Consider the following 26,053-nt stretch of genomic DNA (forward strand, 5'->3'; position numbering starts at 1 on the left):
AATGTCCGCATCGCCCATTCCTCACATGCCGGCGCCGCCCGCGCCATGGCCCGGCCAGCGCAACAGCCTGAAACAAATTTCGCCAACATCACAGGTGGCGGCTAGGAAAGGAGTCATGCCCACAGAACTGTCAGCACGCCCCAACGCCCTCTCCGACGCGGTCATGGCCGGGTTCGTCACCACCATGGTCGGGTTCACCTCCTCGTTCGCGGTGGTGCTGACCGGGCTGCTGAATGTGGGGGCCGACGAAGGCCAGGCCGCCTCCGGGCTGCTGGCCCTGACGCTGCTGACCGGGCTGAGCACCATGCTGCTCTCGCTCTGGCACCGGATTCCGATCACCATCGCCTGGTCCACCCCGGGCGCGGCGATGCTGGCCAGCCTGGGCTCGGGCTCCTACGGCTTCGCCGAGGCGGTGGGCGCGTTCATCGTCAGTGCCGCCCTCATTGTGCTTTCCGGGCTGCTCCCGGTGCTGCAGCGGCTGCTGGGACGCATTCCGGTGCCGATCGCCCAGGGCATGCTGGCCGGGGTGCTGATCCCGCTGTGCCTGAAGCCGTTCACGTCCCTGGCGGTGATCCCAATGGCCGCGCTGGTCATCCTGCTGGTCTTCCTCATCGGGCTGCGGCTGCTGCCGCGCTTTGCGGTGGCGGTGACAATGCTCGCCGCCGTGCTGCTGGGCATGTGGCACATCACCAGCACCGGAACCTGGGGTGAGGTGTCGGCGCTGCCGCAGATGCAGTGGGTGGCCCCGGAGTTCAACCCCACCGCCATCGCCGGGATCAGCGTCCCGCTGTTCATCGTCACCATGGCCTCACAAAATGTGCCGGGCGTGGCGGTGATGTCCTCCTTCGACTACCGGGTGCCCTGGCGGCCGGCGATGCTGGTCACCGGAACCGGTTCGGGGATCGGGGCGCTCTTTGGCGGCCACGCGATCAACCTGGCAGCGATCTCCGCCGCCCTGGCCGCCGGGGAACAGGCCGGGCAGGATCCGGCCCGGCGCTGGCGCGCCTCCTTCAGCTCCGGCGCGTTCTACCTGGTCTTCGCGGCCGGTTCCACCGCCATCGCCACCCTGGCGGCCGCCTCACCGGCCGGCTTGTTCGAGGCGGCTGCGGGCCTGGCCCTGCTGGCCACCCTGGGCAATGCGCTGATGGGCGCAATGCAGGAACCGGCGTGGCGGTTGAGCGCGCTGGTGACGGTGCTGATCGCTGCGGGCAATGTGACCCTGTTCGGCATTGGCGGGGCCTTCTGGGCGCTGCTGGCCGGGCTGGTGACCCACCTGGTCGTGGAGCGCCCGGCCCTGGCGCGCCGGGACAACAGGGGGCAGGACGGCACCGGCAACCCCGATGCCGGTGGGCAGCCGGAACACCGAACCCAGGAACCCGCTACGGAAGCGGAAGCGGCGCAGGACAGCGCACCGCCTGCGGGCGGGTAGCGCAAAGGCCCGCCGGCGGTCGCGTCGTTCACGCGATGCGGGCGGGCCTGCTGCGGTGTGCAAAGCCGGCTGCCGGAACACAGGGACCCGGCGTGCGGGGCTATTCGGCGTTCTCGCCGATCTGGCCCTCGCGGGCCAGCGCCGTGAGGCGGGAGACCGCGCGGAAGTACTTCTTCTGGTAGCCGCCGGACATCATCTCCGGGGTGAACAGCTCGCTGAACGGCTTGCCGGAGGCGATGATCGGCACGTCCTTGTCGTAGAGCCGGTCGGCCAGCACCACGAAGCGCAGCGCAATGGACTGGTCGGTGATCGTGTCCACGTTGTGCAGCACCAGCACGTCGGCCTCGGCCAGCAGCTGGCGGTAGCGGCTGGGGTGCACCTTGGACAGGTGCGCGACCAGCTCATCGAAGTTGTCCACCGCCAGCGTCGCGTGCGGGAAGCGCTGCTGGGCGTAGGCCTCGATGCCAGCGTCCTGCAGCGGGTCGGGAGCTTCGGGCAGGCCGCGGTGGCGGAAGTCCTCCCCGTCCACCCGGTGCACGTCGAACTGGTCGGACAGCGCCTTGATTTCGCGCTGGAAGTCCACGGCGGCGAAGCGCCCCTCCCCCAGCGCCCCGGGCAGCGTGTTGGAGGTGGCGGCCAGCTTGACCCCGGCGTCGGAGAGCTCGCGCATCAGCCGGCTCATCAGGACGGTGTCCCCCGGGTCATCGAGCTCGAACTCGTCGATGCACACCAGCTTGTACTGGCTGAGCACGTCCACGGTCTGGCGGAAGGAGAGCGCCCCGACCAGGTTCGTGTACTCCACGAACGTGCCGAACGCCTTCGGCCCCGGGGCGGCATGCCACAGCGAGGCCAACAGGTGGGTCTTGCCCACGCCGAACCCGCCATCGAGGTAGATCCCGTTCTTGGTGGTCTTGGCCTTGCCGAACAGCTTGGCGAACACCGAGCCCTTCGGGTTCTTGCCGATGGAGTCCGCGAACGCCTTGAGCTTGGTCACCGCCTCGGCCTGGGAGGGCTGGGAGGGATCCGGATGGTACGTGTCGAAGGACACCTCGCCGAAGCGGTAGGAGGGGTGGAACCCGGCCAGCAGCTCCTCGACGGAGACGTTCGGTGTCGTTTCCGTCAGGTGGGTAATCGTGGCCATGCGCTCCATAAAGTCCTTCAATCCCGTGCTCGTGTGCCCAAGCGTGCTCAAGTGTGCCCTGCTCGACCGGCGGGCTGGTCCATCGGCCAGTTTACCCCGAACCGTGGTGGGGATTGTGGCCGGATGTGACGTATGACGGCGCGAAATATTACGGCGGGGACTAACCTAGATAGGGAGTCGAGGCTGCTGCCCGCATCCGGGCGTCAGCGCTCCAACCAGCGAACCAAGCAGTTAGGAAAGTGAACGCCGCATGTCGCTCCCCATCGACACGAACCCAGCGTACGCCCAGTACGCCCACCCCGAACGGCTGGTCTCCACCCAGTGGGTCGCCGACCACCTGGGCAGCGACGGGCTGGTGGTGCTGGAATCGGACGAAGACATCCTGCTGTACAACACCGGGCACATTCCCGGGGCCCTGAAGATCGACTGGCACACCGAACTGAACGACGAGGTCACCCGCGACTACGTGGATGGCGAGGGTTTCGCCGCGCTGATGAGCGCCAAGGGCATCACCCGCCAGAGCACCGTGGTGCTCTACGGGGACAAGTCCAACTGGTGGGCCGCCTACGCGCTGTGGGTCTTCACCCTGTTCGGCCACGAGGACGTGCGCCTGATGGACGGCGGACGGGACAAGTGGATCGCCGAGGGCCGGGAGCTGAGCACCCAGACCCCCACCGTGCAGCCCACCGAATACCCGGTGGTGGAGCGCGAGGACAGCGCCATCCGCGCCTACCTGCCCGAGGTGCTCGAGCACCTGGGCAAGCCGCTGATCGACGTGCGCTCCCCGGAGGAGTACACCGGCGAGCGCACCCACATGCCCGCCTACCCGGAGGAGGGCGCGATGCGCGGCGGGCACATCCCCACCGCGGCCTCCGTGCCGTGGGGCCGGGCCGCCGCCGAGGACGGGACCTTCCGCCCGCGCGCCGAGCTGGAGGCCATCTACCTGGGCGAGGCCGGTCTGCAGCCCGGGGACGATGTGATCGCCTACTGCCGCATCGGGGAACGCTCCAGCCACACCTGGTTCGTGCTGCAGCACCTGCTGGGCTTTGAGCGGGTGCGCAACTACGACGGTTCCTGGACCGAGTGGGGCAACGCGGTGCGCGTGCCGATCGTGCGCGGCGCCGAGGCCGGGCAGCTGCCGGCAGGATTCGGGGGCCACGCATGAGCACCATGCCCGACGCGCTGAACGAAATCGTCGAGGAGTTCACCGAGGTGCCCGAGCCCGAGCGCCTGGAGCTGCTGCTGGAGTTCTCCCGCGAGCTGCCGGCCCTGCCCGAGCGCCTGGCCGACCACCCGGAACTGTTCGAACAGGTCGTGGAGTGCCAGTCCCCGCTGTTCCTGGTCGTCGAGGTGGCCCAGGATGCCCAGCACACCACCCGGCTGTTCTTCTCCGCCCCGCCCGAGGCGCCGACCACCCGCGGCTTCGCCTCGGTGCTGGCCGCCGGTCTGGACGGATCCACGGCCGCGGACATCCTGGCCGTGCCCGAGGACATGCCCCAGCAGCTGGGGCTCTCCCGGGCCCTGTCCCCGTTGCGGATGCGCGGGATGAGCGCCATGCTGGCGCGCATCAAGCGCCAGATCACCGAGCAGCTGGGGGCCTAGCAACGCGGCGATGGGAAAGAAGCCGAAACTCATCACCACCCCGGCGACGCTGGCCCTGGGCCAGTCCGGGGTGGCGTTCACCGAGCACCCCTATGAGCATGATGCGCGGGCCACGGACTACGGCGCCGAATCCAGCCGCGCCCTGGGGGCCGACCCGCGCCGGGTGTTCAAGACCCTGATGGCCACCGGCGGCAGCGGGGCCTCCACCGACTTCGTGGTGGCCCTGGTGCCGGTCAGCGCCTACCTGGATTTGAAGGCGCTGGGCAGCGCGGTGGGCCTGAAGAAGCTGGCGATGGCCGACCCGGCCGCGGCCCAACGCCGCAGCGGCTACGTGCTTGGCGGGATCTCCCCGCTGGGCCAGCGCCAGCACAGCCCCACCTTCATCGATGCCTCGGCCGAAGAGTGGCAGACCATTTTTGTTTCCGGCGGACGCCGGGGGCTGAGCCTGGAAATCGCGCCCCGCGATTTGGCGGCCGTCACCGGCGCCCGGTTCGCGCCGATCGCCGCCGCATAGCCGCCGCATCGCCGACGCCCGCCGGCAGCCTCCCCACCGGCAGGCTACCGGTGGGCGGTCACCGAGGGCGCCGCCTGCAGCCGCGCTGCCATGAACGCCTCGATCGCGGCGGCGAAACCCTGGGGGTCGACATTCGGCTCCCGGGTGTGCGCCGCCCCGGTGAAGGTGCGCAGCTGCACCAGATCAGGGCGCAGGCGCGCCAGCTGCTCGCTGGGGCCGCTGGGCACGAAGTCGTCGTCCCGGCTGTGCATGATCAGCACCGGGTGGCGCAGCTCCGCGGCGCGTTCCACCCAGTTCAGCCGCTTGAGGTTCACCGGCGCGGCCAGCCCGGTGATCCAGCGCCCGGCCCGGTTGCTCAGCAGCCACTGGGCGAAGAGCCCCACGGTCTGCGGGATGCGGTTCATCCGCGCCTGGTGGGAGAGCACGTCCACCCAGTTGATCACCGGGCCGACCAGCATCAGCGAGTCGATCTGCTCCGCCAGGTAGGAGCGGTCCGCGGTCTGCAGGCTGATCGCCCCGCCCATGGACCAGCCCAGCAGCACGATGCGCTTAGCCTGGTGTTCGATGGCGTAGCGGATCGCGCTTTCCACGTCATGCCATTCGGTGTCCCCCAGCCCGTAGCGTCCGTCGCTGGCATCGGGTGCCACCCCGTCGTTGCGGTAGCTCATCAGCAGCGCGGTGACCCCCAGCCCGCGCAGCGTGGGCAGCGCGCGGATGGATTCGGTCGGACGGGCCCCGCGCCCGTGCACGCAGATCACCCACGTGTCCGGGTGCTCGGTGCCGGGCATCAGCCAGGCCGGGCCGGGCCCGACCTCCAGCTCGAGCTGCACCTGGCGCACGTCGATGCCCACGTCGTTGGGGTGCTCGTAGACGCTGCCCGAGAGGTTGGCCCGCCGCGCCCCGGCCAGCTGGCCGTAGTAGGTGTGCAAGACCTTGCGGGCCACCAGCTTCGGCTTGCCCGGCACCGGTTCGGGCCCGGAGAGGCGCACGCAGCACGCCCCGGCGTGGGTGAACATGCTGTGCTCCCCGGCCGCGGCGGTTTCCGCATCGCGCACCAGGTGCACCCACACCTGCCCGTGCTCGTCGGTGTGGATCGAGCGGATGACGTCCCGTCCGATGCGGCTGTCCTCCGGGGTGACCACGCGGCGGGCGAAGTAGGCGGCCAGCGCGGAGACGCTGGCGGCGACCAGGGACCCGGCGGTGACGCCGATCAGGGTGCCCAGCAGCGTGGCGGGGACCGTCTTGCGCGGTTCAAGGGACTTCACGATCTGGGCCATGGGTTCATCCTCTCAAATGCCCGGCGCAGATTCATCCGGGTTTCCTGCCGTCGGGGCCGGGGTTGGGAGGCGAAGTTGGCCGGTTCGGGGAATCTTCTGCCGCTGCGGGGCGTTAAAGGGGTATGACTTCCAACGATCCTGCTGCCCGTAATTCCGCGACCCCCAACACCGCATCCCCGAACCCCACATCCCCGAACCTCGCCGGCGGCGCGGCGGGGGAAAAGACCGAACTGGACTGGCGCCAGGTGCTCAGCCCGCAGGAGTACCACGTGCTGCGCGAGGCCGGCACCGAACGTCCGTTCACCGGCGAATACTGGGACACCACCACCGAGGGGGTGTACTCCTGTCGGGCCTGCGGGGCCGAGCTGTTCGCCAGCACCACCAAATTCGACGCCGGCTGCGGCTGGCCCTCGTTCTTCACCCCGCTGGCCGAGGACCGGGTGCGCTACCTCACCGACGAGACCCTGGGCATGAAGCGCGTGGAGGTACGCTGCGCGGCCTGCGACTCGCACCTGGGCCACGTCTTCGAGGGCGAGGGCTTCAACACGCCCACCGACCTGCGCTATTGCATCAACTCGCTGTCGTTGACGCTGCGCGAGGCCAACGCCTGAGCCTCCCGGCGGAACCGGTTGCCCCGACCGCAGGTGGCCAGGGCAACCGGTGTCGATGCCAGATGAGGTGAACACCACACCAAGCATTAGACCTGCTTTGGCTCAGACCGGGCAGCATTACGAAAACCTGATTCTGGGCGTAGCGTGAGGGGTAGCAACCACTGATCCCGATCGACACGATGAGGTGAACGTACATGACCCAGAGCCCAGTACATCCACAGGTAAACGCCGACGAACTAGTGAACTCCGATGCCTGGCAGAACCTGAAGGCCGCCGCCACCGAGTTCCAGTCGCTGCAGGTGAAGGACGGCTCGCTGGCCGACGCCAAGGACCTGGGCCGGGCCCGCGAACTGCTGCAGACCGTGATCGCCTCGGTGCAGTCCCTGGCCCCCAGCTTCCCGCACGACGCCTCCTACCTGCAGAAGCTGGTGGCGGACCTGCGCCGCTGGTCCGAAGAGGGAGTGGGCGTTCCGGACTTCCTGGATTCGCTGCTGCAGTTCCAGCCCCAGGGCCAGCGCCAGGACGGACTGCTGCACCTGGTCGTCTTCCCCATGTACACCCAGAACGGCTCGACCAACCGCCACCTGGAGGCCGTGCTGGTCCAGGTGATGTGGCCGGACTTCATCGCCGAGCTGGAGGCGTCGAACTACTCCAACGCGCTGTTCGTGCCGCTGCGCTTCCTGGACTTCACCCCGGGCTACGACACCAACTCCGCGGTGCTCTTCCCCGAGTCGGTGGCCATCCGCGAGACCCCGTCCTTCACCTGGGGCGCGATCTTCCAGGACCGCGAGGCCGTGCGCTTCCGCAAGGTGCTGAAGGAGGCGGCCGCGGTGACCAACCTTGAGCTGCCGGCGGACGCCGCAGAACTGCTGGAGGACCAGCAGCTGGCCGAGGACACGTTCATCATGTGGGACCTGATCCACGACCGCACCCACATGCGCGGGGACCTGCCCTTCGACCCGTTCATGATCAAGCAGCGCATGCCCTACTTCCTGTACTCGCTGGAGGAGCTGCGCTGCGATTTGACCGCGTTCCGCGAGTGCGTGAAGATCGCCAACGACGCCAAGGCCGATGAGCGCACCGCCAAGACCGCCAAGCTGGTGCAGTACGCGGTGATCTTCGACCGGATCTTCCGCTTCGCCATCACCGGCAGCCGGGTGCGCAACTACGACGGGCTGGGCGGGCAGCTGCTGTTCGCCTGGATGCACCAGAACCACGTGCTGCACTGGACCGACACCAAGCTGTCCATCGACTGGGACGAGGTCCCGGCCGTGGTCTCCGCCCTGGGAGACGCCATCGACGAGCTGTACTGGAAGTCCATCGACCGCCCGAAGCTGGCGCACTGGCTGGCCGCCTACGAGCTGGTCTCCACCACCGTCACCCCGCACCCGGCCTCCACCTGGGCCAAGGGCCCGGACGCGCTGCCGCTGACCGCGCCGCTGCGGGAGATCACCGATCAGGTGATGGACGACGAGTTCCCGCTGTCGATGTTCTACGAGGCGCTGAGCAAGAAGATGAAGCAGACCATCGAGTCCACCCGTGGCATGTATGGCGCTAGCCTCATCTAGGCTCGGGGTATGGATTACACAACTATCGCCGATCGCACGATCCTGATCGCCGGGGCCACCTCCGCCAGCGGGGTGGCCACCGCCCGCGCCCTGTCCGATGCCGGGGCGCGGGTGCTGGTGGTCGGCTCCAACCAGCAGCGCCTGGAGCAACGCCTTGATTTCGCCACGGCCCGCTACCAGGCCGATTTGGGGGACGAAACCGAAGTTCAGTCCCTGGACAAGCAGGTGCACGACGAGCATGGGCGGATCGACGCGCTGATCCACCTGGTCGGCGGCTGGCGCGGCGGCAAGGGCATCGTCGGGCAGTCCAGCCAGGACTACGACTTCCTGCACCGCTCGGTGATGACCACGCTGCGCAACACCACCCGCGCCTTCTACCAGGACCTGGTGGACTCCCCCGCCGGGCGCCTGGCGATCATCAGCTCGCAGGCGGTGGCCACCCCCACCCCCTCGAATGCGAACTACGGGTCGGTGAAGGCGGCCGCCGAGTTCTGGGTCCAGGCCATCGCGCGCGCCTTTGCCAAGCAGGCCCCGCAGGCCGCGGCCGTGATCTGGGTGGTCAAGGCGCTGACCGAGCAGCGCCCGGAGGCCCCGGGCTCGAAGCTGGCCGGGTTCACCCATGTGGATGCGGTCGCCCAGGCGGCCCTGGGGCTGCTGGGCACCAGTGCCGGGCAGCTGAACGGCCGGCGGCTGGACCTGCCGGCAATCGACTAGCACTGCCCGCGCCCACACAACCATCCACCGTGCTGTAGCGTGTCCTTGGAACGAGAATTGGGACACGCTACAGCCGTCTTTTTGAGAGAACCGACTCAAACGCAAAGGATTGCACCGCTAATGAGCATCAGCCACGACACCACCCTGCGCGGATTCGCCTCCGATAACTACTCCGGAGTGCATCCCGAAATCCTTGAGGCGATCGCCCGCGCCAACGGCGGGCACCAGGGTGCCTACGGCGATGACCACTACACCGCCAAGCTCGATGAACTGGCCCGCGAAACCTTCGGCTCCCAGGCCGCGATCTTCCCGGTGTTCAACGGCACCGGGGCGAACGTGACCGCCCTGCAGTCGCTGCTGCCGCGCTGGGGTGCGGTGATCTGTGCCAGCACCGCGCACATCAACGTCGACGAAAACGGCGCCCCCGAGCGCATCGGCGGCATGAAGCTGCTGCCGGTGGAGGCCGAGGACGGCAAGCTGACCCCGGAGCTGATCGACCGCGAGGCCTGGGGCTGGGGCGATGAGCACCGCGCCCAGCCGCTGGCCGTGTCGATCACCCAGGCCACCGAACTGGGCACCGTCTACACCCCGCAGGAGATCGAGGCGATCACCTCCCACGCCCACTCCAAGGGCATGCGGGTGCACCTGGACGGCTCGCGGCTGGGCAACGCCGCGGCCAGCCTGGGGGTGCCGCTGCGCGCGCTGACCACCGACGTGGGGGTGGACATCGTGTCCCTGGGCGGCACCAAGAACGGGATGCTGCTGGGCGAGGGCGTGCTGACCCTGCACACCGAACTGGCCGCCGACATGAAGTACCTGCGCAAGATGAACATGCAGCTGGGCAGCAAGATGCGCTTCATTTCCGCCCAGCTGCTGGAGCTGTACGGCACCGATTTGTGGCACCGTTCGGCCTCCCACTCCAACGCCATGGCCGCGCTGCTGGCCCAGGCCGTGCAGGGCTCGCAGGGCGCCGAACTGGTCTACCCGGTGCAGGCCAACGGCGTCTTCGCCCAGCTGCCCAACGCCGTGGCCGACAAGCTGCGCGAGACGTTCCGCTTCTACGACTGGGACCGCGCGGCCGGGCACGTGCGCTGGATGTGCTCCTTTGACACCACCGAGGATGACGTGCGGGCGTTCATCGCGGCGCTGAACAGCGAACTGGCGGCCCACCACGCCAAATAGGTCTTCCCGGCGTGCCGTAACCCAACCCCGGTTACGGTGCGCCTTAGACTCTGAAATGTGAACCGCGAGCAACAGCAAAAGCCCGTTCCCCAGGCCTTCCGCCGGGCCCTGGAGGAACTCTCGCGCGCCAAAGTCCGCCAGGAGCTGCGTATCGCCGAAATCCCGGCGCCGCTGCGCCTGGCGCCCTACGCCCTGGCCCTGAGCGGCGAGGTGGAACAGCATTCACGCTCACTGCACGGCCAATACGGCCAGGAATTCGCCAAGACCCCGCTGCTGGAAGAACACCATTCCCTGGCCACCGGCCGCTTCGTGCTGCTCTACGACCCGACCAGCCAGGACCTGTGGAACGGCACCTTCCGGGTGGTCACCTACATCCGGGCCCGCATGGAAGAGGACATGGGCCAGGACACGATGCTCTCCTCCGTGGCCTGGAGCTGGTTTGAGGACGCGCTGCGCGGCCGGCAGGCCGGCTACCACTCGGCCGGCGGTACCGCCACCCGGGTGATTTCCGAATCCTTCGGGCAAATGGCCACCGACGAGACCAGCGTGGACATCGAACTGCGGGTCTCCTGGTCCCCCGCCACTGAGGACCTGGGGGCGCACCTGAGCGCCTGGGCGGACATGGTCTGCACTTTTGCCGGGCTTCCCCCGCTGCCCGAGGGCGTCGAGCAGCTGCCGCTGCGCCGCCTGAGCTAGCCTGCCGCGCCGCAGCACGCACCGGGCGCGCCGTGCCCGCTTGGTCACCTTTGCCCCTCCACCGCCGGGCCCGGTCGTAGAATGGGGCTATCATGAGCAGTCCTGAACCCACCTCCAGCACACACCCCACCCCCGTCTCCGCCGCCAACGGCGCGCCCGCCGACCCCGTGAAGGGGCCGCAGCCAGCCGAACCGGTGCTGGTGCCGCTCAGCGCCCCGAGCGAGGGCATCCCGGAAGTCATCAACACCGCCCCGGGCCTGAACCGGGCGATTCGCGCACTGCGCGGCGGGCAGGGGGCGCTGGCCGTGGACACCGAGCGGGCCAGCGGGTTCCGCTACGGGCAGCGCGCCTTCCTGATCCAGCTGCGCCGCGAGGGGGCCGGGACCTGGCTGATCGACCCGGAGGAGCTGGACACGCTGCAGCCGCTGGCGGACTTCGTGAACAGCGAGGCCTGGGTGCTGCACGCCGCCACCCAGGATCTGCCCTGCCTGCACGCCGAGGGACTTTACCCCGATGAACTCTTTGACACCGAACTGGCCGGGCGGCTGGCCGGATTCCCGCGCGTGGCGCTGGGCACCATGGTCGCGCAGCTGCTGAACCTGAAGCTGGCCAAGGAGCATTCGGCGGTGGACTGGTCCACCCGCCCGCTGCCCGAATCCTGGCTGAACTATGCGGCGCTGGACGTGGAGGTGCTGCTGGATCTGCGCGAGCGCATGGAGGCGGTGCTGGCCGAGCAGCACAAGCTGGAGTTCGCGCGCCAGGAGTTCGAATACGTGCGCACCATGCCCGAGGCCGAACCGTCGGCCGAACCGTGGCGCCGGCTTTCGGGGATCCACAAGCTGAAGAACCGCCGGGCGCTGGCGATCGCCCGCGAGCTGTGGCTGGCCCGTGATGCCCTGGCCCGCAGCCGCGACGTCGCCCCCGGGCGGCTGTTGTCGGACTCGGCGATCATGGTGGCCGTGCAGCACCGTCCCAGCTCGGTGCCGCAGCTGCTGCAGATCCCCGGCTTCCATGGGCGCAGCGCCAAGCGCGACGCCCCGCGCTGGCTGGATGCGATCTCCCGCGGCAAGCGCACCCAAGACGTGCCGGATCTGCGCCAGGCCGGCAATGGGCTGCCCAACCCGCGGGCCTGGACCGAGAAGAACCCGGCCGCCGCCGACCGGCTGGGGGCCGCCAAGGCGGCGGTCAGCGAGGTGTCCGAGGCCTGGAACATTCCGGCCGAGAACCTGATCACCCCCAAGTACCTGCGCCAGCTGGCGTGGGAGCCGCCGACCCCGGCCTCCGCCCCGGCCGTCGAGGAGGCCCTGGAGCAGCTTGGCGCGCGCCCCTGGCAACGCGAACTGCTGCGCGCACCGCTGGCCACCGCACTGGCCAAGTAGCCCCGGGGCCGGCGTCTTGGCGCCGATGGTCCATGCGGCCGCACCCCTTGCTCCCGGCGCCCCGGGAGCAAGGGGTGCGGCCGTTAGTTGTATCCGTCCCGCCGGGGCGGCTGCCTCGCGCGCGCGGCGCGTGATGCAGCGCACTTGCACTTCAAGTTACCGCTAAGTAACATATGTTGTGGGTCACAGAACCCCTCCGATCTTCCGAGACCTCGGATTCGACCGACCACAACAAGGAGCCACACGGTGAGTGCTAACGATCCGACAGTGCACGCAGCCCTCGACGACCGCGACGTCGTCTTCATCGACGGAGTGCGCACACCCTTCGGCAAAGCCGGCGAAAAGGGCATCTACCATGGCATGCGCGCCGATGACCTGGCCGTGAAGACGGTGCGCGAACTGCTGCGCCGCAACCCCAACGTCCCGGCCGAGAAGGTCGACGAGGTGGCCATGGCCGCCACCACCCAGACCGGCGACCAGGGCCTGACGATCGGACGCACCGTCGCACTGCTCTCCGGGCTGCCCAAGTCCGTGCCCGGCTACGCCATCGACCGCATGTGCGCCGGGGCGATGACCGCGGTGACCAGCACCGCCGGGGGCATCGCCTTCGGCGCCTACGACGTGGTGATCGCCGGCGGCGTGGAACACATGGGCAACCACCCGATGGGGGCCGGGGCCGACCCGAACCCGCGCTTCCTGGCCGAGAAGATCGTGGACCCGCAGGCGCTGAACATGGGCAACACCGCAGAGAACCTGCACGACCGCTTCCCGGCCATCACCAAGGAACGCGCCGACCGCTACGCCGTGGCCAGCCAGTCCAAGCTGGCCGCCGCCTATGAGTCCGGCCAGATCCAGCCGGACCTGGTGCCGGTGGCCTCCCGCCGCCCCGGGGAAGGCTGGCAGCTGAACACCGCCGATGAGCCGCCGCGGCCGGGCACCACGATCGAGGACCTGGAACAGCTGCGCACCCCGTTCCGCGCGCACGGCCGGGTCACCGCCGGCAACGCGGCCGGGCTGAACGACGGGGCCACCGCCGCACTGCTCAGCAGCGCCGCGGCCGCCCGCGAACTGGGCCTGGCCCCCAAGATGCGCATGGTCTCCTTCGCCTTCGCCGGGGTGGAGCCGGACGTGATGGGCTACGGCCCGGTGCCGGCCACCGAAAAGGCGCTGGCCAAGGCGGGACTGGGCATCGAGGACATCGGCCTGTTTGAAATCAACGAGGCCTTCGCCGTGCAGGTGCTCTCCTTCCTGGACTACTACGGCATCGACCAGGACGATGAGCGGGTCAACCGCTACGGCGGGGCGATCGCGGTGGGCCACCCGCTGGCCTCCTCCGGGGTGCGGCTGATGACCCAGCTGGCCCGCCAGTTCCAGGAGGACCCCTCGGTACGCTACGGCATCACCACCATGTGCATCGGCCTGGGCATGGGCGGCACGGTGATCTGGGAGAACCCGCACCACCAGGACTTCGGGACCAAGGCTTAGGAGAAGAGCATGACACAGGATACGCAGGACTTTTCGGCCGTCGCCGAACTGAAGAAGGACGAGATCGTCACCCATTCGCTCAGCCAGGAGCTGACCCTGCCCAGCGGCAAGAAGCTGGTGCTGATCACCCTGGACAACGGGCTGGACCACAAGCGCCCCACCACCCTGGGCCCGAATTCGCTGCTGGAGCTGCGCGCACTGCTCACCGAGCTGAAGCAGCGCGCCGCCGAGGGGCAGATCGATGCGGTGGCCGTGACCGGCAAGCCGTACTTCCTGATCGCCGGCGCGGATCTGTCCTCGGTCACCGAGCTGCAGCGTGCCGAGGACGCCCGGGCGATGGCGAGCCTGGGCCACGCCACCTACGACCTGCTGGCCGATCTGGGGGTGCCGACCTTCTGCTTCATCAACGGCCTGGCGCTGGGCGGCGGCATGGAGATCGCGCTGGCTTGCACCTACCGCACCGTGTCCACCACGGCCGGGGCGCTGGGGCTGCCCGAGTCCTTCCTGGGCCTGATCCCGGGCTGGGCCGGCATCTACCGCCTGCCGCGGCTGATCGGGCCCGAGGAGGGCCTGAAGGTGATCATCCAGAACCCCTGGAACAACAACCGCACCCTCTCCGGCCCACAGGCCTACAAGCTGGGAGCCGCCGATGCGCTGTACGAGCCGGCCGACTTCCTGGAGCAGTCCCTGGGCTTCGCCGATGAGGTGCTCACCGGCCAGCGCACCGTGCAACGCCCGAATGCGGTGGATGACGCGGACCCGCAGGTCGCCGCCCGCTTCCACGCCGCCGCCGATGAGGCCGAAAAGTTCGTCGACGCCAAGGTCCACGGCGCCGCCCCGGCCCCGTACAAGGCGCTGGAGGTCTTCCGCGCCGGGATCGGCAAGAGCCAGAAGCACTCCGCGCAGCTGGAAATCGAGGCACTGACCGAACTGATGGCCACCCACCAGTTCCACAACACCATCTACGCGTTCCTGGACCTGGTCCAGCGCCGCTCCAAGCGTCCGGCCGGGGCGCCGGACAGGAAGCTGGCCAAGCCGGTGACCAAGGTCGGCGTGGTCGGGGCCGGGCTGATGGCCAGCCAGCTGGCGCTGCTGTTCGTGCGCCGGCTGAACGTGCCGGTGGTGCTCACCGACCTGGACCAGTCCCGCATCGACAAGGGCCTTGGCTACATCCACGGGGAGATCGACAAGCTGGGCGCCAAGGGCCGGATGGGCGCCGACGCGGTCAACCGTGCCAAGGCCCTGGTCTCCGGCTCGGTGACCAAGGACGCGTTCGCCGACGCCGACTTCGTCATCGAGGCGGTGTTCGAGGAGCTGAGCGTGAAGAAGCAGGTGTTCGCCGAGGTGGAGGCCGTGGTCTCCCCCGAGTGCATCCTGGCCACCAACACCTCCTCGCTCTCGGTCACCGAGATGGGCCGGGACCTGAAGCACCCCGAACGCCTGGTCGGGTTCCACTTCTTCAATCCCGTGGCCGTCATGCCGCTGCTGGAGATCGCGGCCACCGAGTGGACCGACGAGGCGACCTTGTCCACCGCGTTCGTGCTGGGCAAGTCGCTGCGCAAGACCTGCGTGCGCACCACCGACTCGGCCGCGTTCGTGGTCAACCGGGTGCTGCTGCGGCTGATGAGCGAGGTGCAGGCCGCGTACGATGAGGGCACCGACGCGCAGACCGCGGACAGCGCGCTGCAGCCGATGGGCCTGCCGATGAGTCCGTTCACGCTGCTGGCGATGGTCGGGCTGCCGGTGGCGCAGCATGTGAACGAATCGCTGCACGCGGCGTTCGGGGAGCGTTTCAAGGTCTCGGGCAACCTGCAGGCGCTGATCGACGCGAAGATCACCGCGCTGTGGGTGAAGGACGAGCAGGGCAACCAGGTCATCGACCCGAAGGCGCTGCAGGTCATGAGCTTCGGGGACCAGCCCTCCACCGCCGAGCAGCTGCTCACCCGGGTTCAGGACGCCCTGGCCGAGGAGATCGGCCTGCTGCTGGAGGAAGGGGTCGTCGCCGCGCCGCAGGACGTGGACCTGTGCATGATCACCGGCGCCGGCTGGCCGATGCACCTGGGCGGGATCACCCCGTACCTTGACCAGATCGGCGCCTCGCAGCGGGTGAACGGCAAGAAGTTCCACGCCTAACCCGTCCCTGCGCCAGCAGGCGCACCGCCCCGGTACACCCGCAGCGCGCGGGGGTGCCGGGGCTGTGCGCGTTGGGCGCCCGGCGCTTTTCCCGGGCGGGGTTTTCTCTGGAAGAATGGAAGGCATGACTGACGCCGTTCGCCCAGATCGCCGCACCATCATGTGCGCCACCGCCCTGTTCGGAGCCACCGCCACGCTGAGCGCCTGCGGGGATGGACGCTCCGAGGCCCCGGTCAACGCCCCCGGGCCGGTCCCCGAGCCCAGCGGCGAGGGACAGGTGGTCCTGCCCGCCAAGGACCTGCCGGTCAAGTCCCGTGCCCAGGTCGCCGCGAAGGACCCCTCCGGCGCGGACGTCGGGGTGCTGCTCTACCGCCAGGACGAGCAGACCGTGCTGGCGTACTCGAACATCTGCACCCACCAGGGCTGCGCGGTGGGCGTGAAGTCCCCGGCCAAGACGGACTTCTACTGCGCCTGCCACGGCTCGCACTTTGACCCGCTGGACGGCACCGCCACCGAGGGCCCGGCCAAGGGCGCGCTGACCCGCTTCGCCTGCACCATCGAGCAGGGCAACATCCTGGTCTACGTCCCGGCCGAAGACTAGGCCCCACACCGCGAGATGCAACGGCCAGGGGCCGGGGCCGGCCCAAAAAGCCGGTCCCGGCCCCTGGCCGTCCCCTTGTCCCCCCACGCGTCCCACCCGCGGCGCCGGGCCGTGCCGCGGGGCTAGAACAGTGCGACGCGCTGCGGGCTGGGGAAGATCTCGTCCAGCTGCTCACGCTCGGCAGCGGTGGGCACCCAGCGCACGGCCTGGGCGTTCGCGGTGACCTGTTCCGGGCGGGTCGCCCCGGCGATGACCGAGGCCACCGGGGACTGGGCGGCCAGCCAGGAGAAGGCCAGCTGCACCGGGCTCAGCTCCCGTTCGGCGGCGAAATCGGCGAAGCGCTGCAGCTGTTCGAAGTCGCTGGTTTCCAGCAGGTGCTGGCGGGCGTGGGTCAGCCGGCTGCCCTTCGGTGCACTGCCCTTGGAGTATTTTCCGGTCAGCAGGCCGTTGGCCAGCGGGAAGTAGGGCAGCACCCCGAGCCCGAATTGGCGCGCCGCCGGCAGCACCTCCAGCTCGGCCCGCCGGTCGAGCAGGTTGTAGTGGTTTTGGGCGCAGATGAAGCGGTGGGATCCGAGCTGCCGGGCCACGTACTCGGCCTGGGCGATCTGCCAGCCGGCATGGTTCGAGTGCCCGATGTAGCGCACCTTGCCGGAGGTGACCAGATCATCCAGCGCGCGCAGCGTCTCATCGATCGGCGTATTGGGATCCGGCGTGTGGAACTGGTAGAGGTCGATGTACTCTGTTCCCAGCCGGCGCAGGGAGGCCTCCACCGCGCGCATGATGTAGCGCCGCGAGCCCCGGGCCCCGAAGTCCGGTCCGTTCACCCCCTGCATGTCCAGGCCGAACTTGGTGGCCAGCACCACCTCGTCGCGGCGCTTTCCCAGCGCCTTGCCCAGCCGCTGCTCGGACAGGCCGGGCTGCTTGCCGTACATGTCCGCGACGTCGAACAGCGTGATCCCGGCATCCAGTGCCGCGTGGACCACCCCATCGGTTCCTGCCTGGTCCTCGGTGGCGGTCCCGGCCCGGCCGAGGTTGTTGCACCCCAGGCCGACCACTGACACGCTCAACCCGCTGTGTCCCAGCTGACGGAATTCCATGTTCCCTCCTTGGCGGGCGCGCTGCTGCTGCCCGCGGTCACCCACCACCGCGCCCGGATCCCGTCGGCGGCCGGCGGGCGGCCCGAGGTGCTGCAGCGGTGGTCTGCCTCTGATTTCTTCTCCAGCGCGCCGCGGCGCGCCGGACCCTGCTTCCAACCTATCGGTTCGGATGAGGTCACGGAGATATTTCGGTCAAAATTCACTACATTGCATATTTATCCACTATGCTGGATACATGTCTAAAGTCCTCACTAACCTTCCAGTCGGAGAACGCGTCGGAATCGCCTTCTCCGGCGGCCTTGACACCTCCGTTGCCGTCGCCTGGATGCGCCACAACGGCGCCATCCCCTACACCTACACCGGGGATCTGGGCCAGTACGACGAGCCGAACATCGACGCCGTTCCGGGCCGCGCCCTGGAATACGGGGCCGAGGCCCCACGCCTGGTCGACTGCAAGCCGGCCCTGGTCGAGGAGGGCTTCGCGGCCCTGGCCTGCGGCGCCTTCCACATCCGTTCCGGCGGCAAGTCCTACTTCAACACCACTCCCCTGGGCCGCGTGGTCACCGGCACCCTGCTGGTGCGCGCCATGCGTGAAGACGGCGTGGACATCTGGGGCGACGGCTCAACCTACAAGGGCAACGACATTGAGCGCTTCTACCGCTATGGGCTGATGGCCAACCCGCGGCTGCAGATCTACAAGCCGTGGCTGGACCCGAACTTCGTGCACGAACTGGGCGGACGCCAGGAAATGAGCGAGTGGATGGTCGCCCACGGCTTCCCGTACCGCGATTCCGCCGAGAAGGCCTACTCGACCGATGCGAACATCTGGGGCGCCACCCACGAGGCGAAGACCCTGGAGCTGCTGGACACCTCGCTGGAATCGGTCGAACCGATCATGGGCGTGAAGTTCTGGGACGAGTCGGTGCAGATCAAGTCCGAGGACGTGTCGATCACCTTCGAGGCCGGACGCCCGGTGGCCATCAACGGCCAGGAGTTCAGCAGCCCGGTCGCCCTGGTCAACGAGGCGAACCTGATCGGTGGACGCCACGGCCTGGGCATGAGCGACCAGATCGAGAACCGCATCATCGAGGCCAAGTCGCGCGGCATCTACGAGGCCCCGGGCATGGCGCTGCTGTTCATCGCCTACGAGCGCCTGGTCAACGCGATCCACAACGAGGACACCGTGGCCAGCTACCACAACGAGGGCCGCCGCCTGGGCCGCCTGATGTACGAGGGCCGCTGGCTGGACCCGCAGTCGCTGATGCTGCGCGAATCGATCCAGCGCTGGATCGGCTCGGCGATCACCGGCACCGTCACCCTGCGTTTGCGCCGCGGGGACGACTACACGATCCTGGACACCGCCGGGGAGAACCTGAGCTACCACCCGGACAAGCTCTCGATGGAGCGCGTGGGCGACGCCGCGTTCGGCCCGCTGGACCGCATCGGCCAGCTGACCATGCGCAACCTGGACATCGCCGACTCGCGTGGACGCCTGGAGCAGTACGCCACCATGGGCCTGGTCGGTGGGCACACCGCCGATCTGGTCGGCGCCCTGGAGACCGGCGGCGCCGAGGCCATCGCCGAGGTTTCCCCGGTGGAAAGCGAGGAGCTGGCCCAGGACCGGATCATCGAAAGTGCCGCGTTCGACGCCGGCACCGACTAGGAACCCTGCCCCGGCACCATGCTGAACGGCCCCGGCCGGCTACCCGTTGTGGGAGCCGGCCGGGGCCTTAGCATGTGCGCCGTCCGCCTGGTTTCCGTGTTGCGCCCAGTCTGGGGCTGCGTGCCCGCCGGGGCACCGTGGTGGGGCCTCTAGCCGTTCCACCCGTTCAGGACGGCCAGGGACTGCAGGGCCAGGATGAAGCCGACCAGCGCGATCATCCGCAGGCTGGCGTGAATGATACTTCCGCTGCGGGTGTCCTTGCCCGGCAGGGTGAACGCCTCGTCGGCCAGCCAGGTCACCAGCGTGGTCAGCGTGCCGATCAGCGCCTTTTGCTCCTCGGGCATCCGCATCAGCCTGGCCAGGGCGATGCCCAGCGCCAGTCCGAACAGCAGTTGGCCGGCCACCAGCGCGGCGGCGCGCCAGCCCGGCCAGCCCCAGCGGTTCCGGCGCGGGCTCGCCGCCGGTGGGCGCTCCATGGTTGCGTCCCGTGCGGTCCGTGGCGCCATTAGCCGAGCAGGCTCACCAGCGCGCTGACGCAGATGGTGAAGCCGATCAGCGAGACGAGCTTGAGCACCAGCATGATCCGTGCGGTGGTGCGCAGGTTGGCGGTGGACCACTGCACGCCGTGCTCCACGGCCCAGGCCACGATGCTGATGATCACGCCGGTCAGCGCCAGTTCCGCCGGCGGCAGGGCGATGACCTGCACCAGCCCGAGTCCCAGGATCACCCCGATGCTGGCCTGGAACACCAGGTGCATCGGTGCCCGGCTCTCGCCCATGCGGGAGGTGCGCCGCCCGGTGGCGTCGGGCCCGCTCTTGCTTTGCTCCATGTCTCCTCTTCGGGGGTGTTTCGCGCCAGGTGGTACTCCCGGCGGTGCCGGTTGGCGGGCTAGGTCAGCGAGAACGGCTTGGGCGGCAGCGGGTGGACCGCCTTGGCGGCCTGCAGCCCGTCGTAGCCGGCGGTGGCGATCGTCATCTTGGTGAAGTCCAGCTTGGCCTCGCGGATGCACACCTTCACGGCGGCCACGGCCTTTTTCGGGGCCGGGGTCAGGATCCGGATGTTCAGCTTGTGCGGGGCAAAGTCGCTGGATTCCACGGTGCCCAGCCCACGCCAGGCCAGATGGGAGGTCAGCGCGTCGCTGGCCTTGTGTTCCAGGTAGCGGTCGCGTTCGGTGCCGGCCGCGCTCTTCAGTGCGTACTGCACGATCACCCAGGACTGCTCCTGCTCCGGGATCGGGGCGTAGCCGTCGGCCTGGCACTGTTCCAGGAAGCCGGCGAACAGTTCATCGGCCCGTTCCATGTCCACATCCTGCACCGAACTGGTCTTGGACTGGTGGCCGACCGCCCCGTGGTTGATGACGAACTGTCCCAGGTCCTCGTTTTCGAACTGCTGGTACCAGGCTTCCCGGAAGTGCAGCTGGTTCTTCTCGTCCAGATGGTAGGTGCGGATGATTGCCATAGTCAGTGGTCCTTGGTTTCGCTCAGGTTCGGATTCGGTGCGCGCAGCTCGGTGGCCCTCTCCAGCCAGGTCGCGCGGTACTGCCGGTTGAAGGGCGGCTGGTCGGCGCGGACCGCGGCCATTAGCTCCGCGGCGCTGTTGCGCATCTGTTCGATGAGCGGCCCGGGGTAGCCCATGGTGCGCGCGTGTTCCTCGAACTCGTCCTCGTCATCCAGGAACAGGCCGCGGGAGTTGGAGCGGATCACATCCAGGTCCATGTCGATCGAGTTCACTTCCCAGCCCCCGGTGGGCAGCGTCTGCCAGCCGATGCGGGTGGAGATGTCCAGGTAGACGTCCACGTCTTCGCCCGGGTTGTCGTAGAAGGTGCCAACCCAGGAGCCGGTGTGCGGGATCAGGCACAGGGCGTCGCAGGCGGCCAGGTGGGCGCGTCCGGGCCGGGAGACCAGGGAGCCTTCGGACTGGAAAATCCAGTAGCCGTACTCGTCCGAGCCCAGCAGGTAGCCGGGCACCACCCAGTGCGGGGTGCCGTCGTATTTCCAGGCGCGCGCCACCACCAGCTGGCCCAGGCGGGGTTGGCCGGGGGTGCGGGAGAGTCCGATCGGGCAGGACACGGCGTTCACAGTTTGGGGATCTGGCCGGTGGGCAGGTCCTGGCCGGGCAGCGGGCGGGCGAAGGGCACCTTGGTGCCCAGCACCTGGGCGAGCGTGTCCTGGGCGACCTGCTGGGCGGTGAGCCCCACCCGTTCAAGCACCTCGGCGCGTGAGCCGTGGGCCAGGAACTCGGTGGGCAGGCCGACCTCGTTCAGCGCGGTGTCCACCCCGGCGGCCCGCATCTCGGTGCGCAGCCGTGAGCCGATGCCGCCGGCGCGCACCCCGTCCTCGATGCACACCACGATCCGGTGGCGGGCGGCCAGGGACACCACCGACTGCGGGACCGGCAGCACCCAGCGCGGGTCCACCACGGTCACCGACACGCCCTGGCTGTTCAGCCGCTGCGCCACATCCAGGGACAGTTCGCTCATCGCGCCAACGGAGACGATCAGCACGTCCGGGGCCGAACGGTCCCCGAGCCGGGCGAGCACGTCCACCCCGCCGGGCAGCTGGTCGATGGCCTCGATCTCCGGGCCCACCGATCCCTTGGAGAAGCGCACCACGCTGGGCGCGTCCTCGATGGCCAGCGCCTCACGCAGCTCCTGGCGCAGCCGGGTGGCGTCGCGCGGCGCGGCCAGGTGCAGGTTCGGGACGATCTGGGTCAGCGCCATATCCCACATGCCGTGGTGGCTGGGCCCGTCGGGCCCGGTGACGCCGGCCCGGTCCAGCACGATGGTCACCCCGGCCTTGTGCAGCGCCACGTCCATCAGCAGCTGGTCGAACGCCCGGTTCAGGAAGGTGGCGTACACGCACACCACCGGGTGCAGGCCCCCGAAGGCCAGTCCGGCCGCCGTGGTCATGGCGTGCTGTTCGGCGATGCCCACGTCGATCACGCGTTCCGGGTAGGCCTGGGCCATCTTCTTCAGTCCCACCGGCTGCAGCATGGCCCCGGTGATGGCCACCACGTCGGAGCGCTCCTGGGCGACCTTGGCGATCTCCTCGCCAAAGACGCTGGTCCAGCTCTGCGAGCCGGGGGCGGCGACCGGGACGCCGGTCTGCGGGTCGATCACCCCCACCGCGTGGAACTGGTCGGCCTCGTCGCGCACGGCCGGGGCGTAGCCGTGCCCCTTCTCGGTCATTGCGTGCACCAGCACCGGCCCGGCATACTGGCGGGCCTGCAACAGCGCCTCTTCGACCGCGGCCTGGTTGTGCCCGTCGATCGGGCCAATGTACTTGATGCCCAGGTCCTCGAACAGGCCCTGGGGTGCCCACCAGTCCTTGATGCCCTTCTTGGTGGCGTGCAGCGACTTGTAGGTGAACTTGCCCACCGCGCCGGAGTCCTTGAGCTTGTCCTTGAGCTTGTCCATCGCGGTCTCATAGGCCGGGTGGGTGCGCACCTTGTCCAGCTGCTGGCGCAGCCCGGAGAGCTGGTTGGCCAGGCCCCCGATGGTCGGGGCGTAGGAGCGGCCGTTGTCGTTGACCACGATGACCGCCTTGCGGTCCTTGTCCGCGGCGATGTTGTTCACCGCTTCCCAGGCCATCCCGCCGGTCAGCGCGCCATCCCCGACCAGCGCCACGGCGTAGCGTTCGGTTTCCCCACCGAGCTTGTAGGCCCGGGAAATGCCATCGACCCAGGACAGGGACGAGGAGGCGTGCGAGGATTCGACGATGTCGTGTTCGGATTCCCCGCGGTCCGGGTATCCGGACAACCCGCCCTGCTGGCGCAGGGTGGCGAAGTTCTGGCGCCCGGTGAGCAGCTTGTGCACATAGGACTGGTGGCCGGTGTCGAAGACGATGGAGTCGGTCGGCGAGTCGAAGATCCGGTGGATGCCCAGGGTCAGTTCCACCACGCCCAGGTTCGGTCCCAGGTGTCCGCCGGTGCGCGCGACGTTGTCGATCAAAAAGGCCCGGATTTCCGCGGCCAGTTCCTCCATTTGCGCCAGGGACAGGGCCCGCAGATCGCCAGGCTTCTTAATGGTCTTCAATAAAGACACGGTCATCCCCTTTACATTCTCGCCCATAACGGACACTACCAGTCCGTGCGGCAGCAATTCCGCGCGAAAGCAAAAGTATAGCCGCGCACCGACCTGTTCCATTATCCGCCACGGCGCGGCCGCACGCGAATCAGCGGGCCATGAAGTTGGCTACCCTCGGCTCTTTTAGAATGGGTGGATGAGCAGCGTTGCCCCCAGCATGGTTTTCGATTTGGACGGCACCCTGTGCTTTGACGGCGTCAGTGTTGCCGCGCCGATCATCCGCGCCATTGACAGGGTCATCGCCGCGGGACGGCCGGTGGCATTTGCCTCGGCCCGTCCCATCCGGGACATGCTGCCCCTGTTGCCGGCGGCCTGGCATGGGCACCTGTTGATCGGGGCCAATGGGGCCCTGGTGCGACACGGACGGCAGGGCGCGGCCCGGAGCTTTGGCGAAGTGGACCGCCGCGAACTAGATGCGATCATTGAGCGGCACCAGCTGGCCTACCTGATCGACTCCCCATGGGACTACAGCTATACCGGCCCGACCGGACACCGGTTGCGCCGACAGGTGGATCCGGGCGGGCTGGCGCACAACCTGCCGCGACGGCACCTGAAGCGGTACTGCAAGGTCCTGCTGTTCAGCGACGCACCGCAAGTGCTTGACTGCCTCTCGCGCCTGCAGCTGGTGGCGCACCGGCACACTGGGCAGGGGCTGATCGACCTCTCCCCCGGGCGCACGACGAAGGCCGAGGCCGCCGCGCAGTGGCTTGCCGGGCCGTTCGTGGCCTTCGGAAATGACGCGAACGATGCCCAGCTGTTCACGGCCGCCCGGTTCTCGGTGTGCGTCGGCTCGCACCCGGTAGCGGGGCTGGCAGACCTGGTGATCGCCGAGCAGCAGGTCTCCTCCACCATCACGGCCGTGCATGAACGCCTGCTCGCCGAGGCCAGCACCCCCCTGCGCTAGGACCAGCACCGGTTCCCCGCGGCAGGGGCCGTGGCCGCGGCGCTAGTTGCGGTCGATGCTCACCATGGCCGCCACGTCCAGGTCCGAGGGCACCCCCTGGAAGCCGGCCTGGCTGAGCAGCACGGCGCCGAACACGGTGCTCCAGAAGGTGCGTACTTCCTTTTCCACGGACTTGGGCATGTGCCAGGCCTTGTCCTCCAGCACCGTCTCCACATAGCGGGTGGACTGGCGGAAGAGGACCTTCATGCCGGCCACCAGGCTCGGCTGCACGGACGTGTTCGCCCGCCCCATGCCCAGCGCGGTGACCACCATCGGGGTGGAGGGCACGGCCAGTGCGGTGCGGGCCAGGGCGCTCACAAATGACTGCGGGCTGGAGGCCCGGCGGGAGAGGGAACGCAGGCGCGCCGAATCCCGCAGCAGCAGCGAGAACGCGGCGTCCACGTAGAGCCCGTCCTTGGACCCGAAATGGTGGGTGATCTGGTTCGGGTAGACCCCGGCGTGGGTGGCGATGCGCGAGACGGTGACGTCCTCGGGGGCGAAGCGGGCGAAGAGCTCTACGGCGCTGGCCCGGATCCGGGAGCGGGTCACCGAACCGCGCACCTGCTTGCCCGTATGACTGCTGACTCGCTGCGGCTGACTCATGGGTATAGTCTAGACAAACCAATAAGACTTGTTTCCCATACAAGAAGGATGATTCATGGCCAATGTTGTGGTTTCCGGATACGGCGCGATCACCCCGCTGGGCCGCGGAGCCCAGCAGTTGTGGGAGGGGCTGAACGCCCTGGAGTCGGGGATCGGCACCCTGGAGGATGAACGCTTCCGCGCCGCCGGACCGGGCACTGCGGTGGCCGCGGCGGTCACCGTGGACATGGAACAGCTGCTGGGCCGGCCAAAGTCACGCCGACTGGACCGGTCCCAGCAGTTCGCCCTGCTCGCCGCGCAGGAGGCCTGGGAAGACGCCGGCCTGGATGAGGTCGACCCCGAACGCCTGGCGGTGGTCATCGGCACCGGTATCGGCGGGCTGACCACGCTGCTGGCCCAGGAAGAGGTGCTGCACAATTCCGGGCCGCGGCGGGTCTCCCCGCGCACCGTGCCGATGCTGATGGCCAATGCCGCCAGCGCGCAGGTGGCCATGGCCTACGGTGCCAAGGCCGGGACCTATACCCCGGTCAGCGCCTGCGCCGCCGGGGCGGAGGCCGTGGCGAGCGCTGCCCGGCTGATCGCCTCCGGGGAAGCGGACGTGGTGATCGCCGGGGGCGCGGAGGCAGCGGTCGCCCCGCTCACCGTCGCCGCCTTCGGCCAGGCCCAGGCACTGGCCAAGCCCGATGAGCGTCCGGCCGCCGAGCTTTCCCGGCCGTTCTCCGCGGACCGGGCCGGCTTTGTGCTCGGCGAGGGCGCCGGGGTGGTGATCCTGGAATCCGAGCAGCACGCCGCCGCCCGCCAGGCCCGCGTGCGGGCCCGGCTGACCGGGTGGGGCATCACCTCGGACGCGTACCACATCACGGCCTCGGACCCCACCGGGGCCGGCCAGGTGCGCGCCATGCGCCGGGCCATTGCGCACGCCGGGATCCAGCCCGCCCAGGTGGGACACGTCAACGCGCACGCCACGGCCACCAGCGTGGGGGATTTGAGCGAGTCCGGGGCCATCAATGAGGTCTTCGGCCACGCTCCGGTGGTGACCGCGCCGAAGGGCGCCATCGGCCACCTGGTCGGCGCCGCCGGCGCGGTGGAGGCCATCATCACCATCCAGGCCCTGGAGGAGCAGCAGGTGCCGCCGACCCGCAACGTGGGCAGAATGGATGAGCAGATCCAGCTGGACGTGGTCACCTGCGCCCCGCGGGCGGTGCACCTGGAGCATGCGATCACCAATTCCTTCGGCTTCGGCGGGCAGAACGTGAGCCTCTTGTTCTCCGCGAACTAGCCGGTTCCCCGAGGACACTGAGAGCCCAGGGGCCGGCACCGTGAAGGTGCCG

General features: G+C 69.0%; 25 protein-coding genes. 16 read left to right on the top strand and 9 right to left on the bottom strand.

What is annotated here, in order from left to right; genetic code table 11:
• The first annotated feature begins 115 nt into the window (after positions 1-115).
• Complete coding sequence (locus tag FDN03_RS13455; RefSeq protein ID WP_138177917.1) at positions 116-1,429, top strand: benzoate/H(+) symporter BenE family transporter; 1,314 nt, start codon at positions 116-118, stop codon at positions 1,427-1,429.
• 100 nt (positions 1,430-1,529) lie between these two features.
• Here FDN03_RS13455 and zapE read toward each other — a convergent pair whose 3' ends face one another.
• Positions 1,530-2,570 (bottom strand): cell division protein ZapE, encoded by a 1,041-nt coding sequence (gene zapE / locus FDN03_RS13460; RefSeq protein WP_138177919.1) that lies wholly within the window; start codon positions 2,568-2,570, stop codon positions 1,530-1,532.
• Between the two features lie 250 nt (positions 2,571-2,820).
• On the opposite strand from zapE, the gene FDN03_RS13465 reads away from it, so the two are divergent.
• From FDN03_RS13465 to ybaK, 3 genes are read left to right on the top strand one after another with little or no spacing between them, the layout of a single operon-like run.
• Entirely contained in the window at positions 2,821-3,735 is a 915-nt protein-coding gene (locus FDN03_RS13465; RefSeq protein ID WP_138177921.1) for a sulfurtransferase, read from the top strand.
• On the top strand, positions 3,732-4,172 hold the full coding sequence (locus FDN03_RS13470) for a SufE family protein (RefSeq protein WP_138177923.1): 441 nt from the start codon (positions 3,732-3,734) through the stop codon (positions 4,170-4,172). Before FDN03_RS13465 ends, FDN03_RS13470 begins: the two co-directional genes overlap by 4 nt.
• Positions 4,173-4,182: 10 nt before the next feature.
• Entirely contained in the window at positions 4,183-4,686 is a 504-nt protein-coding gene (ybaK, locus tag FDN03_RS13475) for a Cys-tRNA(Pro) deacylase (RefSeq protein WP_138177925.1), read from the top strand.
• A gap of 44 nt (positions 4,687-4,730) precedes the next feature.
• Here ybaK and FDN03_RS13480 read toward each other — a convergent pair whose 3' ends face one another.
• A complete protein-coding gene (locus FDN03_RS13480) occupies positions 4,731-5,963 on the bottom strand; it encodes an alpha/beta fold hydrolase (protein WP_138177927.1) in 1,233 nt (410 codons plus the stop codon).
• Between the two features lie 122 nt (positions 5,964-6,085).
• Between FDN03_RS13480 and msrB the strand changes: the two genes are divergently transcribed.
• The 9 genes from msrB (at position 6,086) to FDN03_RS13525 (ending at position 16,332) form a co-directional block, all read left to right on the top strand.
• Positions 6,086-6,574: a peptide-methionine (R)-S-oxide reductase MsrB gene (gene msrB / locus FDN03_RS13485; protein ID WP_138177929.1), complete on the top strand. Its 489-nt coding sequence runs from the start codon at positions 6,086-6,088 to the stop codon at positions 6,572-6,574.
• Positions 6,575-6,768: 194 nt separating this feature from the next.
• Entirely contained in the window at positions 6,769-8,142 is a 1,374-nt protein-coding gene (locus FDN03_RS13490) for a DUF6421 family protein (RefSeq protein ID WP_138177931.1), read from the top strand.
• Positions 8,143-8,151: 9 nt separating this feature from the next.
• Complete coding sequence (locus FDN03_RS13495) at positions 8,152-8,856, top strand: SDR family oxidoreductase (RefSeq protein ID WP_138177933.1); 705 nt, start codon at positions 8,152-8,154, stop codon at positions 8,854-8,856.
• A 120-nt stretch (positions 8,857-8,976) separates the two neighbouring features.
• Positions 8,977-10,038 carry a low specificity L-threonine aldolase gene (locus tag FDN03_RS13500; protein ID WP_138177935.1) on the top strand — a complete coding sequence of 354 codons (1,062 nt, stop codon included), beginning with the start codon at positions 8,977-8,979 and terminating at the stop codon, positions 10,036-10,038.
• Positions 10,039-10,095: 57 nt separating this feature from the next.
• Positions 10,096-10,734, top strand: coding sequence for a DUF3000 domain-containing protein (locus tag FDN03_RS13505; RefSeq protein ID WP_138177937.1), 639 nt, complete (start codon positions 10,096-10,098; stop codon positions 10,732-10,734).
• 92 nt (positions 10,735-10,826) lie between these two features.
• Entirely contained in the window at positions 10,827-12,113 is a 1,287-nt protein-coding gene (locus FDN03_RS13510) for an HRDC domain-containing protein (RefSeq protein ID WP_138177939.1), read from the top strand.
• 246 nt (positions 12,114-12,359) lie between these two features.
• Complete coding sequence (locus tag FDN03_RS13515) at positions 12,360-13,598, top strand: acetyl-CoA C-acyltransferase (RefSeq protein ID WP_249354577.1); 1,239 nt, start codon at positions 12,360-12,362, stop codon at positions 13,596-13,598.
• A gap of 9 nt (positions 13,599-13,607) precedes the next feature.
• Entirely contained in the window at positions 13,608-15,731 is a 2,124-nt protein-coding gene (locus tag FDN03_RS13520; RefSeq protein ID WP_138177941.1) for a 3-hydroxyacyl-CoA dehydrogenase NAD-binding domain-containing protein, read from the top strand.
• A 124-nt stretch (positions 15,732-15,855) separates the two neighbouring features.
• On the top strand, positions 15,856-16,332 hold the full coding sequence (locus FDN03_RS13525) for a Rieske (2Fe-2S) protein (protein WP_171021258.1): 477 nt from the start codon (positions 15,856-15,858) through the stop codon (positions 16,330-16,332).
• A gap of 122 nt (positions 16,333-16,454) precedes the next feature.
• Here the strand turns inward: FDN03_RS13525 and FDN03_RS13530 are convergent, their stop codons facing one another.
• Entirely contained in the window at positions 16,455-17,429 is a 975-nt protein-coding gene (locus tag FDN03_RS13530) for an aldo/keto reductase (protein WP_138177945.1), read from the bottom strand.
• 235 nt (positions 17,430-17,664) lie between these two features.
• On the opposite strand from FDN03_RS13530, the gene argG reads away from it, so the two are divergent.
• Positions 17,665-19,092 carry an argininosuccinate synthase gene (argG, locus tag FDN03_RS13535; protein ID WP_138177947.1) on the top strand — a complete coding sequence of 476 codons (1,428 nt, stop codon included), beginning with the start codon at positions 17,665-17,667 and terminating at the stop codon, positions 19,090-19,092.
• A gap of 149 nt (positions 19,093-19,241) precedes the next feature.
• Here argG and FDN03_RS13540 read toward each other — a convergent pair whose 3' ends face one another.
• Genes FDN03_RS13540 through dxs form a run of 5 tightly spaced genes read right to left on the bottom strand, consistent with a single transcriptional unit; the run spans position 19,242 to position 23,134 of the window.
• The gene (locus FDN03_RS13540; protein WP_138177949.1) at positions 19,242-19,568 is read right to left on the bottom strand and encodes a hypothetical protein; all 327 of its coding nucleotides are present in this window, start codon (positions 19,566-19,568) and stop codon (positions 19,242-19,244) included.
• 29 nt (positions 19,569-19,597) lie between these two features.
• Positions 19,598-19,921, bottom strand: coding sequence for a hypothetical protein (locus FDN03_RS13545; RefSeq protein ID WP_138177951.1), 324 nt, complete (start codon positions 19,919-19,921; stop codon positions 19,598-19,600).
• Positions 19,922-19,980: 59 nt separating this feature from the next.
• Positions 19,981-20,550, bottom strand: coding sequence for a hypothetical protein (locus tag FDN03_RS13550; protein WP_138177953.1), 570 nt, complete (start codon positions 20,548-20,550; stop codon positions 19,981-19,983).
• A 2-nt stretch (positions 20,551-20,552) separates the two neighbouring features.
• A complete protein-coding gene (locus FDN03_RS13555; protein ID WP_249354579.1) occupies positions 20,553-21,161 on the bottom strand; it encodes a DUF402 domain-containing protein in 609 nt (202 codons plus the stop codon).
• Between the two features lie 5 nt (positions 21,162-21,166).
• Positions 21,167-23,134 carry a 1-deoxy-D-xylulose-5-phosphate synthase gene (gene dxs / locus FDN03_RS13560; protein WP_138177957.1) on the bottom strand — a complete coding sequence of 656 codons (1,968 nt, stop codon included), beginning with the start codon at positions 23,132-23,134 and terminating at the stop codon, positions 21,167-21,169.
• Between the two features lie 178 nt (positions 23,135-23,312).
• Between dxs and FDN03_RS13565 the strand changes: the two genes are divergently transcribed.
• Positions 23,313-24,080 carry an HAD-IIB family hydrolase gene (locus FDN03_RS13565; RefSeq protein ID WP_138177959.1) on the top strand — a complete coding sequence of 256 codons (768 nt, stop codon included), beginning with the start codon at positions 23,313-23,315 and terminating at the stop codon, positions 24,078-24,080.
• A gap of 42 nt (positions 24,081-24,122) precedes the next feature.
• On the opposite strand, the gene FDN03_RS13570 is transcribed toward FDN03_RS13565, so the two are convergent.
• Complete coding sequence (locus tag FDN03_RS13570; RefSeq protein ID WP_138177961.1) at positions 24,123-24,722, bottom strand: TetR/AcrR family transcriptional regulator C-terminal domain-containing protein; 600 nt, start codon at positions 24,720-24,722, stop codon at positions 24,123-24,125.
• 55 nt (positions 24,723-24,777) lie between these two features.
• On the opposite strand from FDN03_RS13570, the gene FDN03_RS13575 reads away from it, so the two are divergent.
• Positions 24,778-26,001: a beta-ketoacyl-[acyl-carrier-protein] synthase family protein gene (locus tag FDN03_RS13575; RefSeq protein WP_138177963.1), complete on the top strand. Its 1,224-nt coding sequence runs from the start codon at positions 24,778-24,780 to the stop codon at positions 25,999-26,001.
• Positions 26,002-26,053: the final 52 nt, after the last annotated feature.

The organism is Glutamicibacter sp. V16R2B1, from assembly GCF_005774635.1.
Classification (GTDB): Bacteria; Actinomycetota; Actinomycetes; order Actinomycetales; family Micrococcaceae; genus Glutamicibacter; species Glutamicibacter creatinolyticus.

Bases quoted from the DNA above. Each gene is read 5' to 3' on its own strand.
- FDN03_RS13455 (WP_138177917.1), top strand. From the start codon at position 116: ATGCCCACAGAACTGTCAGCACGCCCCAACGCCCTCTCCGACGCGGTC.
- zapE (WP_138177919.1), bottom strand. From the start codon at position 2,570: ATGGCCACGATTACCCACCTGACGGAAACGACACCGAACGTCTCCGTC.
- FDN03_RS13465 (WP_138177921.1), top strand. From the start codon at position 2,821: ATGTCGCTCCCCATCGACACGAACCCAGCGTACGCCCAGTACGCCCAC.
- FDN03_RS13470 (WP_138177923.1), top strand. From the start codon at position 3,732: ATGAGCACCATGCCCGACGCGCTGAACGAAATCGTCGAGGAGTTCACC.
- ybaK (WP_138177925.1), top strand. From the start codon at position 4,183: ATGGGAAAGAAGCCGAAACTCATCACCACCCCGGCGACGCTGGCCCTG.
- FDN03_RS13480 (WP_138177927.1), bottom strand. From the start codon at position 5,963: ATGGCCCAGATCGTGAAGTCCCTTGAACCGCGCAAGACGGTCCCCGCC.
- msrB (WP_138177929.1), top strand. From the start codon at position 6,086: ATGACTTCCAACGATCCTGCTGCCCGTAATTCCGCGACCCCCAACACC.
- FDN03_RS13490 (WP_138177931.1), top strand. From the start codon at position 6,769: ATGACCCAGAGCCCAGTACATCCACAGGTAAACGCCGACGAACTAGTG.
- FDN03_RS13495 (WP_138177933.1), top strand. From the start codon at position 8,152: ATGGATTACACAACTATCGCCGATCGCACGATCCTGATCGCCGGGGCC.
- FDN03_RS13500 (WP_138177935.1), top strand. From the start codon at position 8,977: ATGAGCATCAGCCACGACACCACCCTGCGCGGATTCGCCTCCGATAAC.
- FDN03_RS13510 (WP_138177939.1), top strand. From the start codon at position 10,827: ATGAGCAGTCCTGAACCCACCTCCAGCACACACCCCACCCCCGTCTCC.
- FDN03_RS13520 (WP_138177941.1), top strand. From the start codon at position 13,608: ATGACACAGGATACGCAGGACTTTTCGGCCGTCGCCGAACTGAAGAAG.
- FDN03_RS13525 (WP_171021258.1), top strand. From the start codon at position 15,856: ATGACTGACGCCGTTCGCCCAGATCGCCGCACCATCATGTGCGCCACC.
- FDN03_RS13530 (WP_138177945.1), bottom strand. From the start codon at position 17,429: ATGGAATTCCGTCAGCTGGGACACAGCGGGTTGAGCGTGTCAGTGGTC.
- argG (WP_138177947.1), top strand. From the start codon at position 17,665: ATGTCTAAAGTCCTCACTAACCTTCCAGTCGGAGAACGCGTCGGAATC.
- FDN03_RS13540 (WP_138177949.1), bottom strand. From the start codon at position 19,568: ATGGAGCGCCCACCGGCGGCGAGCCCGCGCCGGAACCGCTGGGGCTGG.
- FDN03_RS13545 (WP_138177951.1), bottom strand. From the start codon at position 19,921: ATGGAGCAAAGCAAGAGCGGGCCCGACGCCACCGGGCGGCGCACCTCC.
- FDN03_RS13550 (WP_138177953.1), bottom strand. From the start codon at position 20,550: ATGGCAATCATCCGCACCTACCATCTGGACGAGAAGAACCAGCTGCAC.
- FDN03_RS13565 (WP_138177959.1), top strand. From the start codon at position 23,313: ATGAGCAGCGTTGCCCCCAGCATGGTTTTCGATTTGGACGGCACCCTG.
- FDN03_RS13570 (WP_138177961.1), bottom strand. From the start codon at position 24,722: ATGAGTCAGCCGCAGCGAGTCAGCAGTCATACGGGCAAGCAGGTGCGC.
- FDN03_RS13575 (WP_138177963.1), top strand. From the start codon at position 24,778: ATGGCCAATGTTGTGGTTTCCGGATACGGCGCGATCACCCCGCTGGGC.